14 protein-coding genes are annotated in these 16,135 nt (G+C 64.5%); 6 read left to right on the forward strand and 8 right to left on the reverse strand.

Translation table 11 applies throughout. From position 1 onward, the window contains the following. Window positions 1-25 precede the first annotated feature (25 nt). The 3 genes from ONR57_RS17095 to ONR57_RS17105 are packed head-to-tail and all read left to right on the forward strand — an operon-like array spanning window position 26 to window position 4,381. Window positions 26-835 (forward strand): SDR family oxidoreductase, encoded by an 810-nt coding sequence (locus tag ONR57_RS17095; protein ID WP_265124734.1) that lies wholly within the window; start codon window positions 26-28, stop codon window positions 833-835. A gap of 3 nt (window positions 836-838) precedes the next feature. Beyond that, window positions 839-2,212, forward strand: coding sequence for an FAD-binding oxidoreductase (locus ONR57_RS17100; protein ID WP_265124735.1), 1,374 nt, complete (start codon window positions 839-841; stop codon window positions 2,210-2,212). A gap of 57 nt (window positions 2,213-2,269) precedes the next feature. Then, window positions 2,270-4,381, forward strand: coding sequence for a molybdopterin-dependent oxidoreductase (locus tag ONR57_RS17105; protein ID WP_265124736.1), 2,112 nt, complete (start codon window positions 2,270-2,272; stop codon window positions 4,379-4,381). Here the strand turns inward: ONR57_RS17105 and tal are convergent. Beyond that, window positions 4,371-5,489, reverse strand: a complete 1,119-nt coding sequence (tal, locus tag ONR57_RS17110) for a transaldolase (RefSeq protein ID WP_265124737.1) — start codon at window positions 5,487-5,489, stop codon at window positions 4,371-4,373. The two genes, ONR57_RS17105 and tal, sit on opposite strands and share 11 nt — an antisense overlap. A gap of 17 nt (window positions 5,490-5,506) precedes the next feature. Beyond that, on the reverse strand, window positions 5,507-7,612 hold the full coding sequence (gene tkt / locus ONR57_RS17115; RefSeq protein ID WP_265124738.1) for a transketolase: 2,106 nt from the start codon (window positions 7,610-7,612) through the stop codon (window positions 5,507-5,509). A gap of 125 nt (window positions 7,613-7,737) precedes the next feature. Between tkt and ONR57_RS17120 the strand changes: the two genes are divergently transcribed. Continuing rightward, window positions 7,738-8,682 (forward strand): sugar-binding transcriptional regulator, encoded by a 945-nt coding sequence (locus ONR57_RS17120; RefSeq protein WP_265124739.1) that lies wholly within the window; start codon window positions 7,738-7,740, stop codon window positions 8,680-8,682. On the opposite strand, the gene ONR57_RS17125 is transcribed toward ONR57_RS17120, so the two are convergent. The 4 genes from ONR57_RS17125 to ONR57_RS17140 are packed head-to-tail and all read right to left on the reverse strand — an operon-like array spanning window position 8,679 to window position 12,724. Further along, complete coding sequence (locus ONR57_RS17125) at window positions 8,679-9,680, reverse strand: crotonase/enoyl-CoA hydratase family protein (protein WP_374116475.1); 1,002 nt, start codon at window positions 9,678-9,680, stop codon at window positions 8,679-8,681. The genes ONR57_RS17120 and ONR57_RS17125 overlap by 4 nt on opposite strands. Continuing rightward, entirely contained in the window at window positions 9,670-10,464 is a 795-nt protein-coding gene (locus ONR57_RS17130; RefSeq protein WP_265124740.1) for a crotonase/enoyl-CoA hydratase family protein, read from the reverse strand. Before ONR57_RS17130 ends, ONR57_RS17125 begins: the two co-directional genes overlap by 11 nt. Further along, window positions 10,461-12,086 carry an acyl-CoA dehydrogenase family protein gene (locus ONR57_RS17135; RefSeq protein WP_265124741.1) on the reverse strand — a complete coding sequence of 542 codons (1,626 nt, stop codon included), beginning with the start codon at window positions 12,084-12,086 and terminating at the stop codon, window positions 10,461-10,463. The genes ONR57_RS17130 and ONR57_RS17135 overlap by 4 nt, the downstream gene beginning before the upstream one ends. A gap of 26 nt (window positions 12,087-12,112) precedes the next feature. Then, a complete protein-coding gene (locus ONR57_RS17140) occupies window positions 12,113-12,724 on the reverse strand; it encodes a TetR/AcrR family transcriptional regulator (protein ID WP_265124742.1) in 612 nt (203 codons plus the stop codon). Between the two features lie 178 nt (window positions 12,725-12,902). Between ONR57_RS17140 and ONR57_RS17145 the strand changes: the two genes are divergently transcribed. Continuing rightward, window positions 12,903-14,075: a cystathionine gamma-synthase gene (locus tag ONR57_RS17145; protein WP_265124743.1), complete on the forward strand. Its 1,173-nt coding sequence runs from the start codon at window positions 12,903-12,905 to the stop codon at window positions 14,073-14,075. 22 nt (window positions 14,076-14,097) lie between these two features. Further along, complete coding sequence (locus ONR57_RS17150) at window positions 14,098-14,661, forward strand: NADPH-dependent FMN reductase (RefSeq protein ID WP_265124744.1); 564 nt, start codon at window positions 14,098-14,100, stop codon at window positions 14,659-14,661. A 64-nt stretch (window positions 14,662-14,725) separates the two neighbouring features. On the opposite strand, the gene greA is transcribed toward ONR57_RS17150, so the two are convergent. Both greA and ONR57_RS17160 read right to left on the reverse strand, forming a co-directional pair. Beyond that, the gene (gene greA, locus ONR57_RS17155; protein ID WP_265124745.1) at window positions 14,726-15,220 is read right to left on the reverse strand and encodes a transcription elongation factor GreA; all 495 of its coding nucleotides are present in this window, start codon (window positions 15,218-15,220) and stop codon (window positions 14,726-14,728) included. Window positions 15,221-15,440: 220 nt separating this feature from the next. Beyond that, window positions 15,441-15,881 (reverse strand): DUF4307 domain-containing protein, encoded by a 441-nt coding sequence (locus ONR57_RS17160; protein WP_265124746.1) that lies wholly within the window; start codon window positions 15,879-15,881, stop codon window positions 15,441-15,443. Window positions 15,882-16,135: the final 254 nt, after the last annotated feature.

The raw sequence follows: 16,135 nt of genomic DNA on the forward strand, positions 1-16,135 counted from the left end.
CTGGATCATCTCGTAGTGTGAGGAGATGAATCCGGAACGGCTCGAGGGTGGAGTGGCTGTAATCACCGGCGGCGGCAAAGGAATCGGCGCGGCAATCGCACGGGCGCTGAGCCGGGAAGGATCAAAAGTCGTCATCGCCGACCTGGACGCGGAGGCGGCTGCGCAGGTCGCCGCCGAGTTGCCCCAGAACACGGCAATGGCGGTCGGCGGGGACGCGAGCGACTCCGCGTTTCTCCAGCATCTTCTTGACAGCGCGGAGCGCGAGTTCGGTGCCGTTACGACATTCGTCGCGAACGCCGGGGTGATCGGTGCGGGCGGGCTGGATGCCCCCGAACAGATGTGGGATCTCGCGTTTGACGTCAACGTTCGGGCCCACGTTCGCGCGGCACAGCTTCTCATGCCGCGCTGGGTTGAACGCGGTGAGGGCACTTTCGTGTCGGTCGCCTCCGCCGCGGGGTTGTTGACCCAGTTGGGATCAGCGCCGTATTCGGTGACCAAACATGCTGCGCTGGCGTTCGCCGAGTGGCTCGCGGTGACGTACGGAGCGCGCGGAATTGGCGTGCACTGCGTCTGCCCGATGGGCGTGAACACCGAGCTCCTGCATAATGCGCAATCCGGCGGTGCTGACGGCGAACTCGCATACCGGGCGGTGACCACGGCGGGCGCGGTGCTGGACCCGGCGGAGGTAGCCGATGCGGTGATTCACGGGATCCGCGATGGCCGTTTTCTGATACTGCCGCACCCCGAAGTGCTCGATATGTTCCAGGGCAAAGCGGCCGGTTACGAACGCTGGATCGGCGGCATGCGCTGGTATCAGCAGAAGCTGCAGGGCTGACGCATGGCGGCGCCACACGTACTGCTCGCTGATCTGCAGGCAGCTATCCCGCACGCTCCGGTGCTCACGGACCCGGACGTCACCGAACCGTACCGGCGCGATTGGGCGAAGGACCCGGACGCTGGTGTGCCACTTGCGGTGATTCGGGCGACAAGCACCGAGGACGTCCAGGAGGTCATGCGGTGGGCGTCCAAACACGGGATCGCTGTGGTGCCGCGCGGCGCGGGCTCCGGTTTGTCCGGTGGTTCAACTGCTGTCGAGGGCGGTGTCGTCCTGACGACGGAGCAGATGCGCAGCATCACGGTGGACCCGGTAACGCGGACCGCGGTGGTGCAGCCGGGTCTGCTCAACGCCGAGGTGAAACGCGCCGTCGCGGAACACGGCTTGTGGTACCCGCCGGATCCGTCGTCGTTCGAGATTTGCTCAATCGGTGGCAACGCGGCAACGAACGCTGGTGGCCTCTGTTGCGTCAAATACGGCGTCACCACGGATTATGTGCTGGGTCTGCAGGTCGTGCTCGCCGATGGAACCGCAGTACGACTGGGCGGCCCCCGGCTGAAAGACGTTGCTGGCCTCTCCCTGACGAAGCTGTTCGTGGGCAGCGAAGGAACGCTCGGCGTGATTACCGAAATCACGCTGCGCCTCGTCCCGCCGCAGCCGCCCGCGAGCACTGTCGTAGCGTCGTTTCCGGCGCTGGATGATGCGACGGCCGCGGTCCTCGCGATCACGCGGGTGATGCGCCCCGCGATGCTCGAGTTTATGGATCGCGCGTCGATCAACGCGGTCGAAGACGCACTGAAGATGGGACTCGATCGAGAAGCGCAAGCGATGCTGATCGCACAGTCAGACTCGCCAGGTGCGGATCGCACGCGTGAGTCGGAGTTCATGGCGGACATATTCGCCCAGCACAACGCCACGGAGGTTTTCGCCACCGACGACAAGGACGAGGGTGAGGCGTTCACGGCGGCACGGCGGTTTGCGATTCCAGCGGTCGAGCGGAAAGGTCCGTTGCTGCTCGAGGACGTCGGCGTACCGATTCCCGCGCTGCCGCAGCTGCTGAGCGGCATCGCGAACATCGCGGCGGAGCGTGACGTGCTCGTCGCCGTCATCGCGCATGCCGGCGATGGCAATACGCACCCGCTGATCGTGCACGACCCGGCTGATGCGGACATGACGGCCCGGGCACACCGCGCGTTCGGTGAGATCATGGAACTCGCGGTGTCCCTGGGCGGCACCATCACCGGCGAACACGGAGTTGGCCGCCTGAAGAAGGCGTGGCTTCCAGACCAGCTCGGCGACGATGTGATGGACCTGACGAGGCGCATCAAGAACGCGCTCGATCCGCAGGGGATTCTCAACCCGGGCGCGATCCTGTAGAGAGCGGACCCGCGACAATCGCAGACGCCCGGCGGCTCGCAATGAGAGACTGGATGCATGCAGAAACGGCTCGGCGTGTGCAACCTGTGCGAGGCGATCTGCGGCCTGGAGTTCACTCTCGATGAGGGCGCGATCACGGCTGTTCGCGGGAACCCGCAGGATCCGCTGTCACGCGGGCACATCTGCCCCAAGGCTGTCGCGCTGCAAGACATTCACAACGATGCGGACCGGCTCCGCGCACCCGTTCGCCGTACCGCGGAAGGCGCGTGGGAGCCCATCAGCTGGAATGAGGCGCTTGAGCTTGCAGTGAGCAAGATTGCGGCGATCCAGGACGAGCACGGTAACGACGCCGTCGCGGTATATCTCGGTAACCCGAACGTGCACAGTCTCGGCTCGATGACGCACGGCACGCAACTCGCGAGTACGCTCCGCAGCAAAAACACCTACAGCGCCACTTCGGTTGACCAGTTGCCGCACCAGCTCGTCAGTCACCTCATCTACGGCCACCAGCTGCTAATCCCCGTGCCCGACATCGACCGAACCGAGTATCTGATGGTGTTCGGGGCGAACCCAATGGCGTCGAACGGCAGCCTCATGACGGTGCCGGACTTCCCGAAACGCCTTCGGGAGCTCAAGGCTCGCGGCGGCAAGCTCATCGTCTTCGATCCGCGGCGCACCGAAACGGCGAAGGCAGCCACGGAGCACCACTTCGTTCGTCCAGGCACGGATGCTTACGTGCTGCTCGCGATGCTGAACGTCCTTTTTGCCGAGGACCTCACGGCACCAGCGGCGTACATCGAGGGGGCCGGCACGGTCCGCGATGCTGTCGCCGCCTTTACTCCCGAACGGGCAGAAGCTCACTCCGGTGTGTCAGCTGAGGTCGTACGGCGGATCGCGCGGGAATACGCCGCCTCGGGCGCCGCCGCCGCATACGGACGCATCGGTGTGTCGACCCAGGCTTTTGGCACGGTGTGCGCGTGGGCGGTGCAGTGCCTCAACGCACTCACCGGAAACCTCGACCGGCCGGGCGGCGCGATGCTGACAGAACCCGCGATCGATCTGGTGGGGCGCGGAATACTCTCGCGCGGTCATTTCGGCAAGTGGCGCAGCCGGGTGCGCGGCCTCCCTGAAGCCAATGGGGAGCTTCCGGTCGCGACGCTCGCAGACGAAATCGTGACGCCGGGTCAGGGACAGGTCCGGGCGCTCGTCACCATCGCGGGAAATCCGGTGCTTTCCACACCGGATGGAAAGCGACTTGGTGCGGCGCTCGGCGGGCTCGACTTCATGGTGGCAGTCGACTACTACATCAACGAAACCACTCAGCATGCGGATCTCATCTTGCCGCCGACCGCGGCACTGGAGCGGGACCATTACGACCTGGTCTTCCATATCCTCGCCGTCCGCAATACGGCGCGATTCACTCCCGCGCTGTTTCCGAAACCCGAAGGTGCTCGCCATGATTGGGAGATTTTTCGCGATCTCGCAACAGGCGTCATGGCTCGGCGGAAGCGTCAGCCACCGCTGAAGAAGCGGCTCATGGCGCAGGCACGATTGCGGCTTTCACCCACGCTCACCGTCGCTGCCTTGTTGCGGACGGATAAGCGCAAGCTGACGCTGAAGAAGCTGAAGGCGGCACCGCAGGGGCTCGATTTGGGACCGCTGCGGCCGACGTTGCCGGGCCGTCTGCAGACAAAAGACAAGCGGGTGCATCTGGCGCCGCGCGTCGTCCTTGACGACGTGCACCGGCTCGATGCTGTTCCGCTTCCCAGCGCAGACGCACTTGTTCTCATCGGCCGCCGGCATCAGCGCGACAACAACTCGTGGATGCACAACACGGAGCGGCTGACGAAAGGAAAACCACGCCACCAGCTGCTGATGAACCCGGACGATATGGCGGCGCGCGGGCTCACCGATGGGGAGCCGGTGACCGTCACATCCAGGGTGGGGACTGTGACGGTCGAAGCGCTCGCCACCGGTGACATGATGCCGGGCGTGGTGTCGCTGCCACACGGATACGGGCACGCCAGCAAAGGTGTTTCTCACTTGAACAACGCCGAGAAGCTGCCGGGGGTGTCGATCAACGATCTCACCGATCCGGAACTTCTCGACGTCAGCGGCAACGCTGCGTTCAGCGGTGTGCCAGTAGAGGTCGCATCCGCTATGCCGTGAGGTTCCGCTGCACCTCAGCGAGCAGGGCTGACCAAGACTGCTCGAACTTCTCGACAGCCTGCTCCTCGAGCAGCGTGAACACCTCTGCAAAATCGACGCCGGCAGCGGTGATCGCTTCGATATCCGCAGCGGCGCTGTCACAATTCGGCGTGACGGTGTCTCCGGTAACGACGCCTTGCTGCTGAACTACGTCGATCGTGGCCAGCGGCGCAGTGTTCACCGTGCCCGGTGCGACAAGTTCGGTCACATAGCGGGTGGGATCGTAGGCGGGGTTCTTGACGCCAGTCGACGCCCACAGCGGCCGCTGCTTGTGTGCGCCCGCCGCGGCCAGCGCAGCCCAGCGTTCACCCGCGAAGGTTCCCTCGTACAGCCGGTAGGCGAGCCGTGCGTTCGCGATGGCCGCACGGCCCAGCAGTGCCGCGGCGTCATCGGTGCCGATACGCTCCAGCCGCTGATCGACTTCGGTGTCGACGCGTGAAATGAAAAACGACGCCACCGAACGGATGGTGGATACGTCAATTCCCCGCGCCTGCGCCAGTTCGAGTCCCGCGAGGTAAGCATCGATGACTTGGGCGTAGCGCTCGGGCGAGAAAATCAGCGTGACGTTCACGCTGATTCCCGCCCCAATGACCGCGGTGATTGCGGGCAGACCCGCCAGTGTGGCAGGGATCTTGATCATCACATTGGGGCGGTCAACGAGTCGGGCGAGTTCGTGCGCTTGCGCGATCGTCGCGTCCGTGTCGTGGGCGAGCCGGGGGTCGACTTCTAGGGAGATCCGGCCATCCTCGCCCTTGGTCGATTCGTAGATCGGCGCGAGGATGTCGGCGGCAGCCCGGACGTCGTCGGTGGTGATGTCGCGGACGGCGTCGTCAGCACTGGCACCGGACGCGGCGAGCGCTGCGAGCTGGTCACGGTAGGCGGCGCCGTCTGCGAGTGCGCCCTGAAAGATTGTGGGGTTCGTCGTAACACCAACGATGTTCCGGCTCGCGATGAGGTCGGCAAGTCTGCCTGAGCGGATGAGATCGCGCGAGAGATCATCAAGCCACAGCGAGACGCCATGTGCGGAGAGCTGCGAGAGGGTGTCAGACGCGGGCAGGACTGAGGTCATGAGTCGGGGATTCCTTTTCAGTGTGCTTGTACGGTTGCGAGAGCGTCTTTGGCGGCGGCCACGGCCGCGCCGGCAGTGATGCCGAACTCGCGGTAGAGGGTGGTGAAGTCAGCGGAGGCGCCGTAGTGCTCGAGGGAGATGGCGCGGCCGCGGCGACCGATGAACCGCCACCAGGGCTGGGCGATACCAGCTTCAACTGAGACGCGAGCGTCGACGTGGGAGGGCAGTACAGACTCGATGTAGTCCGCGCTTTGCTCCTCGAACCACTCGACGCATGGCATCGACACAACACGCGCGCCGATCCCGTCTTGCCACAGTGCTTCCCGGGCGGCGAGCGCAATCTGAACCTCGCTGCCGGTGGCGATCAGAATGACGTCAGGCTTGCCGTCGGTGTCAGCGAGGACGTATCCGCCACGGCGAATGCCTTCGTAATGGGTGCCTTCGAGAATCGGCACCGCCTGTCGAGTCAGGCACAACCCCACCGGACCGGAGTGCCAATCCTGCTGGCGCTCAAGAATTGCCTGCCAGGCGAACGCGGTCTCGTTCGCGTCGGCCGGCCGCACTACGGAGAGATCCGGGATGGCCCGCAGCGCGGCGAGGTGTTCGACGGGCTGATGCGTGGGGCCGTCTTCCCCGAGACCGATCGAATCGTGCGTCCACACGTACGTAACCGGAGCCTTCATGACCGCGGCGAGTCGTACCGCGCCGCGCATGTAATCAGAGAATGTGAGGAACGTGCCACCATACGGCCTGGTCGGTCCATGCAGGGCGATGCCGCTGAGTATCGCGCCCATGGCGTGTTCACGCACACCGAAATGCAGTGTGCGGCCGTACGGCTGGGCGCGCCAATGGCGGGTGGCTGCGTCGGCGGGTCCGAACGAATCAGCGCCCGCGATCGTCGTGTTGTTCGATTCAGCGAGGTCCGCGGAGCCGCCCCACAGTTCCGGCAGCACCGGGCCCACCGCGTTGAGGACCTTTCCTGAGGCCGCCCGGGTAGCTATCCCTTTCGCGTCCGGTTCCCACACGGGCAGTTGATCCGCCCAGCCGGCGGGCAGTTCACGCGCCTGCAGACGATCGAACAGCGCCTTCTGTTCTGGATTCGCCGCAGCCCACGCGTCGAACTGGTGCTGCCACACGGCTTTCGCTTTCATGCCGCGCCCGACGGCTTCCCGAGTGTGGGTGATGACGTCGGTGTCGACCTGGAAGCTTTGCCCGGGATCAAATCCGAGAACCTCTTTGACAGCGGCTACCTCCCCGGCGCCAAGTGCGGCGCCATGCGCCTTGCCGGTGTTCATCAGTGTCGGTGCCGGGTAACCGATGATGGTGCGCAGCTGGATGAACGACGGGCGCGACGTTTGCGCTTGTGCGGCGGTGATGGCGTCGAGGATGCCGGTGACGTTTTCACCTCCGGTGACCTTCTGGACGTGCCAGCCGTACGCTTCGTAGCGCGCTGCTACGTCCTCGTTGAACGCGATGTTCGTGTCGTCCTCGATGGAAATCTGGTTGTCGTCGTGGAAGACGATGAGGTTGCCGAGCTGCTGCCGCCCCGCGAGTGAGGATGCTTCCGCGGTCACACCTTCTTCGATGTCCCCGTCTGACGCGATGACGTAAATGAAGTGGTCAAAGGGTGATTCTCCATGCGGCGCAGCGGGGTCGAACAAGCCGCGCTCGCGCCGGGCGGCCATGGCCATTCCGACAGCTGATGCGAGGCCCTGCCCGAGTGGCCCGGTGGTGATTTCCACACCGGGCGTGTGGTGAAACTCGGGGTGGCCTGGAGTGCGGGATCCCCAGGTGCGCAGCGCTTTCAGATCGTCGAGCTCGAGCCCGAAACCGGCGAGATACAGCTGGATGTACAGGGTGAGCGAGGAGTGGCCGCAGGACAGCACGAACCGATCACGCCCACTCCACTGCGGCTCTGTCGGATCGTGGCGCAGCACGCGCTGAAACAGCGCGTACGCAAGGGGTGCGAGCGACATGGCGGTGCCGGGGTGACCGTTGCCTGCGTTCTGCACTGCGTCCGCGGCGAGCACGCGAGCGGTGTCGACGGCGCGGGCGTCGAGGGCGGTCCAATCGGTGGGGACGGAGCGGTGAGTCAGCGCCGGGATGTCGGCGGAGGACGTCATTGAAGGGCCTTTCGCGGTGGCTAGGTTGCGCTCCCAGTGTGGACGGGTGGTAACAGATGTGCAATAGCTGTGCTCATATGAGCACAGCTACGATAGGCATCTGATCGTCATGGTGAGGAGCAGGGATGCCACCAGGGATGGGGCCGGACGAACAAGTCCGGCTCGCGCACATTGCCCGCGAGCACTTTGTGGTGGGGAAGACGCGAATCGAGATTGCTGACGAACTAGGCCTCAGCCGCTTCAAAGTGGGGCGTCTGCTTGACGACGCCATCAAGTCGGGGATCGTCAGATTCGAGATTTCCGTTCCTGGCCCCATCGATGATGAGAGGTCCGCGGCACTGCAGCGCAAGTTCGCTCTGAAACGAGCTGTGGTCGTCCGCACCCCAGCTGAACTGTCCGACGCTGTGCAGGAGCAACTCGGTCGCGTCGGCGCGGAACTGCTGCAAGAGATCGCCAGCCCGGACGACATCATCGGCATGACCGCGGGGCGCACCCTGAACCAGCTCGGGCAAGCGCTCGACACATTCGAGACCGGCGAGGTTGTCCAGCTTGCGGGGGTTGCGGGACCGGTGCAAGCAACCGGTGTCGAAGTGATCAGACGGGTCAGCAGCGTCGCGCACGCGCGTGCCTGGATGCTGTACGCCCCGCTGATCGCATCGGACGTTGCTGCTGCGGAAGCGATTCGGCGTCAGCACGATGTGGCACAGACGCTGCGTCAGTTCGCGCGAGTCACGTTGGCCTTCGTCGCGATAGGCAGCTGGGCGCCGCCGGACTCACAGTTCTATGACAATCTCGGAATCACGCCGGACCGCCGCCGCGCGCTCGAACGCAAAGGCGTGGTAGCCGATATTGGCGCGATCCTGATCGACAGTTCCGGCGTGGTCATCGACGACGTGCAACAGCAGTGCATTTCCATCGACCAGGCCGGGCTGCGGCGGATTCCCGAGGTTGTGGGCATCGCGGGCGGAGCGCGGAAGACCGATGCGGTCCGCGCCGCGCTCGCCTCTGGCCTGATCAATTCGCTCGTCACGGACTCCGCGCTCGCGGCCCGGCTACTCGGTGACCGTTAGCGCTTCCAGTCTCCGAACCGTTCGTCGCGTTCCCGCACCGCCTGCCGGAAGCCCTCCGTCATCGAGCGCATCTGGAACTCGTACCCCTCGCGGGTGTGGCGGGAAATACCGTCGAACACGGTGCTCACCATCGTGGAATTGGCGGCTCCCTGCGCGATCAGCGCGCTGTTGAGCGCGAGCTTCGCCATGATGAGCTGATTGATCGGCATCATCGCGATTCGCTGCAGCAGCTGGTCGGTGCGGTCGTCGAGTTCGTCTGCGGGACACGACTCCACCGCAAGGCCCCATTCCTCGGCTTGCTTGCCGGTGAGGCAATCGCCGGTGAGAAGGAGTCGCTTGGCGCGCTGGTCACCGAGACGATGGGCCCACATGCCTGCGGCGGGAATGCCCCACACGCGCGTCGGCGGGTAGCCGATCTTTGTGTCGTCAGCGCACACGATCTGGTCGGCATAGAGTGCGATGTCGGTGCCGCCCGCCACACAGAAGCCATGCAGCTTCGCCACGACCGGCTTGTTCGCGTGCAGGAGGCTCGAGAAGCCACGGTTGAAGCGGCTCATCATCGCGTAGTCCACCATCGGGTCCCACACGGTGCCTGGAGTATGGTTGCGCGCCTGTACGACGGGATCGAGAACGGTGCCGGCAGTGTCCGGCCGCCCGGATTCATCGTGGAAACCCGACTCAGCGAACACACCGAGGTCGTAGCCCCCACAGAAGCCTTTGCCGCGGCCTGACACGACCATCACGTGCACGCGAGGATCGAGGTCCGCTCGTTCGACGGCATGCGCAAGGTCCAGCGGAGTGTCCGGAGTGATCGCGTTGCCGCGTTCGGGCCGGTTAAAGGTAATCCTGGCGATCCGCTCGTCGCGCTCGTAGGTGAGGGTAGGGTACGTCGCGGTATCGGCGGGCTCTGGCTGACCTTCGTAGAGGTCGTTGTTCGGTTCACGCCATCCTGCTGCTCTGGTGCCGAACACGTGGCCGGTGGTGTCGTCACTGCTCACGCGCGCCATCCTTGCTGTCAGCGAACTCACCGTGGCGGCCGGCCCCGCCGGCGAAGCGGCTTGCTCCTGCGAAGGTGTCCGCTGCGAGTGAGATCATCCCGCGCTGCCACTCGTTCACCAGAGCCTGCTGCAGGTTCATGTCGTGCTGCTCGTAGCTCGACAGCCGGTCCTGACGCATGCATGTCTGCGGGAACGACGAAAGGTGTTCGGCGAGGCTGATCGCGGCGTCGCGTGCGCCCCCGGGTTCACTGATGCGATTCACGAGTCCCATGTGCCGGGCTTCTTCGGCGTCCACGGGCCGTCCCGTGAGGATCATGTCGAGCGCGTGTGAGTGTCCGATCAAGCGGGGCAAGCGAATCGTCCCGCCGTCTATCAGGGGCACACCCCACCGTCGGCAGAACACTCCGAACACCGCGGACGGGTCAGCGACGCGCAGATCAGCCCATACCGCTAGCTCCAGGCCACCCGCGACGGCGTAACCTTCCACCGCCGCGATGACGGGTTTGCTCAGCAACAACCTGGTGGGCCCCATGCCTGCGGCCCCCTGCTCGTGCGGCTGCGCGACCTGCACGTCGCCGCGGGCGACTGCTTTGAGATCTGCACCGGCACAGAAGTTTCCGCCCGCACCGTAGAGCACGGCAACCGAGGCGCTCTCATCCCGGTCGAACTGCTCGAACGCGTCTGTCAGCGCCCGCGCGTGGTGGTGATCGATGGCATTGCGCACCTCGGCGCGATCGATGGTGATGACCGTGACGGCCCCGCGGGCTTCGACAGTGATACTCACGAAGCCACCTTGGGGGTCGCGCGATCGATAATGGTGCCGGTATCGACACCTACCGGGAGCGTGCCGAACACGTCACCGTGCTCCGCGCCGATCCGGCTGCGCACATAGGCTTCCGCCACAGCGGGATTGCCGTACCGGACCAGCAGGGACGCCTGCAGCAACTGGGCCATCTGGCCGACGACGTAGCGCGCGCGGTACTGCAGCGAGTCGAAATCGGTGAACTGGTCTTTCAGGCTGGTGAGGCTCCCTGCGAGTGTCCGGTCGTGCGCCGCTGACTGCTCGATCTCGTCGAAGAAAACCCCGAGTGCCGCAGGTTGTTTCGCGAGCGCACGCAGCAAGTCGAGTGCGGCCACATTGCCGGATCCTTCCCAGATCGAGAGCAGCGGCGCCTCCCGATATAGGCGCGGCATCCGGGAATTCTCGACGTAACCATTGCCGCCGAGGCATTCGAGTGCTTCCGCCGCGTGCATGGGACCGCGTTTGCACACGTAATACTTACTGACGGCGAGTCCCACCCGCCGCAGTGCCTGCGCCTGGTCATCGCCCCGGTCGACGAGCGACGCTAGCCACAGGCCGACGAGGGTGGCGCCCTCTGCCTCGATCGCGAGATCCGCCAGCACGTTCTGCATCAGCGGCTGGTCCGTGAGGTACGCGCCGAACGCTTTGCGGTGCGCGGCGTGGTGGGCGGCCTGCTGAACACCAACGCGCATCAGCGTGCCGGTAGCCAAGGTGCAGTCAAGGCGGGTCATATTGACCATCTCGATGATGGTCGGCACACCACGGCCCTCTTCTCCGACGAGGTAACCCACCGTGTTGTCGTATTCCACTTCGCTGGACGCATTCGACCGGTTGCCCAGCTTGTCTTTCAGGCGCTGGAGGAAGAACGGGTTGCGCGTGCCATCCGGCAGAACCCGGGGGACCAGAAAACAGGTGACGCCCGCATCAGTGTTAGCCAGCGTGAGGAAAAGGTCGGACATCGGGGCTGACGTGAACCATTTGTGGCCCGTTATCGAGTACGTACCGTCGGGCTGCTGCACCGCGCGTGTCGTGTTGGCCCGGACGTCGGAGCCGCCCTGCTTCTCGGTCATCGACATGCCCGCGATGAGCGCTCTCTTGGTGTGCGGTGCACGCAGGCCGAAGTCGTACTCTCGCGCGGCGAGGCCGGGTTCGAACTGTTTCGCGAGTTCTGGATTGGCCCGCAACGCGGGCACCACGGCGTACGTCATCGAGATCGGGCAGAGGTGTCCTGGATCCGCCTGACCCCACAGATGCATTTTGACGGCGCGAACCAGGTGCGCGTGCGGCCGCTGATCTTCCCACGGAGTGCCGTGGAGGCCAAAGCTCGTTGCATGACGCATCAGTTCGTGATAACTGGGATCGTAAGCGACTTCGTCGATCCGATTTCCGTAGCGGTCATGCGTCGTGAGTACGGGGGGATGTGCCTCGGCCAGGTCGCCGAGTTCGATGACCTCTGCGCTGCCTGCCATCGCGCCCACTTCATGCACTTCAGGAAAGGCATCGGTTGCTCCGGCCTGCACCAGCGCGTCAGCAATAACCGGATAATCGGCGGGATTGTAGCCATCAAGCGGGGGGACCTGGTTGAAAACGGTGTGGGTTGCCATCGGTGGTGTCCTCCAATGCGGAGTGTTCAGGGGTGGGTGACGCCAAGCGCACGGCGGATAAACGCGAGTACGTCCGGTATCACGTCGGGTGCGGGGGAGCTGTGGCCGAGCGGGTAGACGAGGGCTTCACCGATCGCGCCGACGATCGCTGCTCCGGTCAGCCGTGGATTTTGCGGGGGAAGCTGACCGATCGCGACACCGGCGCGGACGACCGTAGCGAACAGGTCGGAATAGGACGAGCGGAAGCTGAGGCGTTCGGCCTCGACGAGTGGATCAACCGGTTCCGCGAGCAGTGCGTAAGCCATGCGGGGCGCACGAAGGGCGCGGGTGCAGAAGGTCTCGGCCGCAGTCAGGATCGCGACTTCGTAATTCTGTGACTCGGTGTGCTGGGCTGCGGCGTACGTTGCGGCTGCGACTTCTTTCGCGCAGGCCATCCGGAATACTTCAGCGAACAGTTCACCTTTGCTGGGGAAAAAGCGATACAGCGTGCCGGTGGCCACACCAGCGCGGTCAGCGACGGCAGTCATGGTGCATCCCGCGTAGCCAGCGTCGTGAACGAGAGTGCTCGCGGCGGCAATGATGTCCTGCCGTGTCTGCGCCAGCCGCGCTTTGACGGCGTCTGTCTGCCGGTAAGCCATACAAGGAGTGAACCCTAGTTCACAACTTGAGTCAAGATGCGAACGCAGATTCATTCTTTGCGTTGGATGTGGCGGAAACGGCATGAAAACGCGGCAAATGCCGCACCGTGCCCACTGTGGCCCGGCGCGGCATCGGCGAGGGTGTATCAGCCGGTGGCTGCCCATTACCCTGTAGGACATGAGTGTGCAGCGAGGTGGCGCCGAGCAAGGGCAGACAGCAGGTTTTTCGACGGTTGCGATCCATGCGGGGTTCGATCCTGACCCGCAGACCGGGGTTGTGAACGTCCCCATCTACGCGAGTTCGACGTTCGCACAAGACGGCGTCGGCGGGCTGCGCGGCGGTTTCGAGTACGCGCGCACCGGTAACCCGACGCGGAAGGCACTCGAAGACAATATCGCCGCGATCGAGGCGGGCACTTACGGCCGGGCATTCGCCTCGGGTATGTCCGCCACCGACGCACTCCTGCGCGCCACATTGCGTCCGGGTGATCACCTCGTCATCCCAAATGACGCGTACGGCGGCACCTTCCGCTTGATCGACAAAGTGTTCACGCTGTGGGGTATCAGCTACACTCCGGTGCCGATCACGGATCTCGATGCGGTGCGTGCGGCGATCCGGCCCGAAACGAAGCTCGTGTGGATCGAGACCCCCACCAACCCGCTGCTCAACGTGGGTGACATAGCGGCGATCGCGCAGGTCGCGCACGAGCACAACACCAAGCTTGTCGTCGACAACACTTTCGCGTCGCCGTATCTCCAGCAGCCGCTCACGCTGGGGGCAGACGTCGTACTCCATTCGACAACGAAATACCTCGGTGGCCACTCCGATGTGGTCGGCGGCGCGCTCGTGACTGACGATCAGGAACTCGATTTGGCGGTCGCGTTTCTCCAGAACGGTGCGGGCGCGGTGCCTGGTCCGTTCGATGTCTTCCTCACGATGCGCGGCATCAAGACGCTCGCAGTGCGCATGGATCGCCACAGCGACAACGCTGAAAAGATCGTCGACTTCCTGCAGGGCCACTCCGCCGTGACGTCGATCCTGTACCCGGGCCTGCCGGGCCACGCGGGGCACGAGGTCGCCGAGAAACAAATGCGGCGGTACGGCGGTATGGTGTCGATCCGCCTGCGCGGTGGCCGCGCCGCGGCGATGGACCTTTGCTCGCGTACCAAGGTCTTCACGCTGGCCGAGTCTCTCGGTGGCGTCGAATCGCTTATTGAGCATCCCGGCGCGATGACGCACGCGTCGACCGCGGGTTCATTGCTGGAGGTTCCGGACGACCTGGTGCGGCTCTCCGTCGGCATCGAAGACGCCGAGGACCTGATTGCTGACCTCGACCAGGCGCTCGCTTAACCGGCGACTAGGGTCGGGGAGTATGACAGGCGACGTACTCTTCGTAATCGGCAGTGTTCGGCCCGTTCGTGTTGGTGACCAGCTAGGCGCGGAAATCATCAGACTTTTCACTGAGGCGGGCGATACGCAGATCGACGTGGTCGATCTGCGTGAACTTGCCCTCCCGCTGCTCGATGAACCGAAGATGCCGGCGCTGGGCGAATACCAGCACGACCACACCAAACGCTGGTCGGCGCGGGTCGAGCAGGCCGCTGGCGTGGTGATTCTGACGCCCGAATACAACTGGGGCTATCCGTCGTCCGTCAAAAACGCGGTCGACTACCTGTACAAGGAGTGGAAGAACAAACCCGCACTGCTTATCAGCTACGGCGGTGGCGGTGGCAAACGCTCGTATGAGCAGCTGCATCAGGTCCTCGGCCGCGTCGGAATGACACTGGCCGAAACACGCGTCAATATCGCGCTGCGCGACGAGTATGGAGACGACGATCGGCTGCGCGATCCCGCTGCCATTATCGACCGCGAATCGGACGTGCTACTCAAGGCGTGGCAGGAACTGCAGGGCCTCATCGCAGACAGCGATGACTAACTGCTGATACGCGAACGGCCCCGGCCTAATTCGGCTGGGGCCGTCCGAAGCAGGACTCGGTGTGTCACCCGTTGTAGGGCTCTGCGCTCACGAGCGTGACGGTCATCTTGCCGCCGTTGGGAAGCTTGTACTCGCGCGTATCGCCTACCTTGGCGTCGAGAAGTGCAGAGCCAAGTGGGGAACTGGGGGAGTACGTTTCGAGGTCCTCGCTCGATGTGCTCTCTTCGCGAGTCGCGAGCAGGAATGTCTCGCTATCGGATTCGTCCCCGTCGTAGTACACCTTGACGACGGAGCCGGGAAGTGCGACACCTGACTCCTTGGGCGCCTCGCCGACCTTCGCGTTGTTCAGAAGCTCCTGCAGCTGGCGGATGCGCGCCTCCTGCTGCCCCTGCTCTTCACGCGCTGCGTGGTAACCACCGTTTTCCCGGAGGTCGCCTTCTTCGCGCCGCGCGTTGATCTCCGCTGCGATCTTAGGCCTGTTGGCGATGAGCGTCTGGAGTTCGCGATCGAGCCTGTCGTAAGACTCCTGGGTCAGCCAGGTCACCTTGGTGTCGGTCATTGGTCGGTCACTCCTTAAACTGCGGCTGATGCCTGAACGAACAGCCTGAGCCGGGCGGAACAGACATCTCTCTGCCCGCCATGCCGTATGAGCTAATGTGCCCACATATGCGCGTACACGGCCCCATGTGGAGCCGTGTATGAGCCAGGATACACGTCGCGGCGGTAGCGAGCGCGGTAATAGCCCGCTAACGCCCGGTTAACGCCTGCAAGCAGTGGGCCTAAGAAGGTTCAGTGCGCGTCAGGTAGTCGGGAACATCAGCGCTGCAACCGTAGACGTCTCCCATCCCCGGCGGCTGCGACGTCTTGATCGTTGTTGTCACTTCCACCGCAGCGCTAGCAGAAGGCGGCACGTAGATTTCCCGGCGGCCAGTCTCGGACCCGTCGCGCGAACGCGCGCGCACAACGCAGACGACCTCCTCGGACGGGTCGTCCCGCAAGACCTTGAATCGGATCTCGAGCGTCGACTCGTCGAGAATGTCGTAAGCCAGCCGCTCCGCCGTGATCGGTGACGTTGTCAGCGGCCGATACCCCAGATACACCACCACACCCAGCACTGTGACGAACACCGCACCAAGCGCTACAACAGCCCATCGCGGTACCCGCCGGCCCGTGCGGGCGGATGGGTAGCGGCCTGACGGCATGTGTCGCGAGGTTGTCATGACATCCGTTCTGGGTGTGTCGTGTAGCGGGCCGCGCGACGCGTGCGGTCACCGCATAGTCTGTAGTCACGATAGCGTTGCCGCTCGCTGCGACGCACAAGACGTGAGTATCGCCGCAATTGCGCGGAGGGCGCCGTCTGCGGTGTCGATCAACTGCCGTAACGTGGTAGAACGGCAGGGCGGTGTGTGATGCCGTGCGCGCCGGTGCGTGGCGACGGCCGGAGCTCGTAGTGACGGGGAAGGGTAAAGGAGAG

It is taken from the genome of Hoyosella sp. YIM 151337 (genome assembly GCF_026041215.1).
Lineage (GTDB): Bacteria > Actinomycetota > Actinomycetes > Mycobacteriales > Mycobacteriaceae > Hoyosella.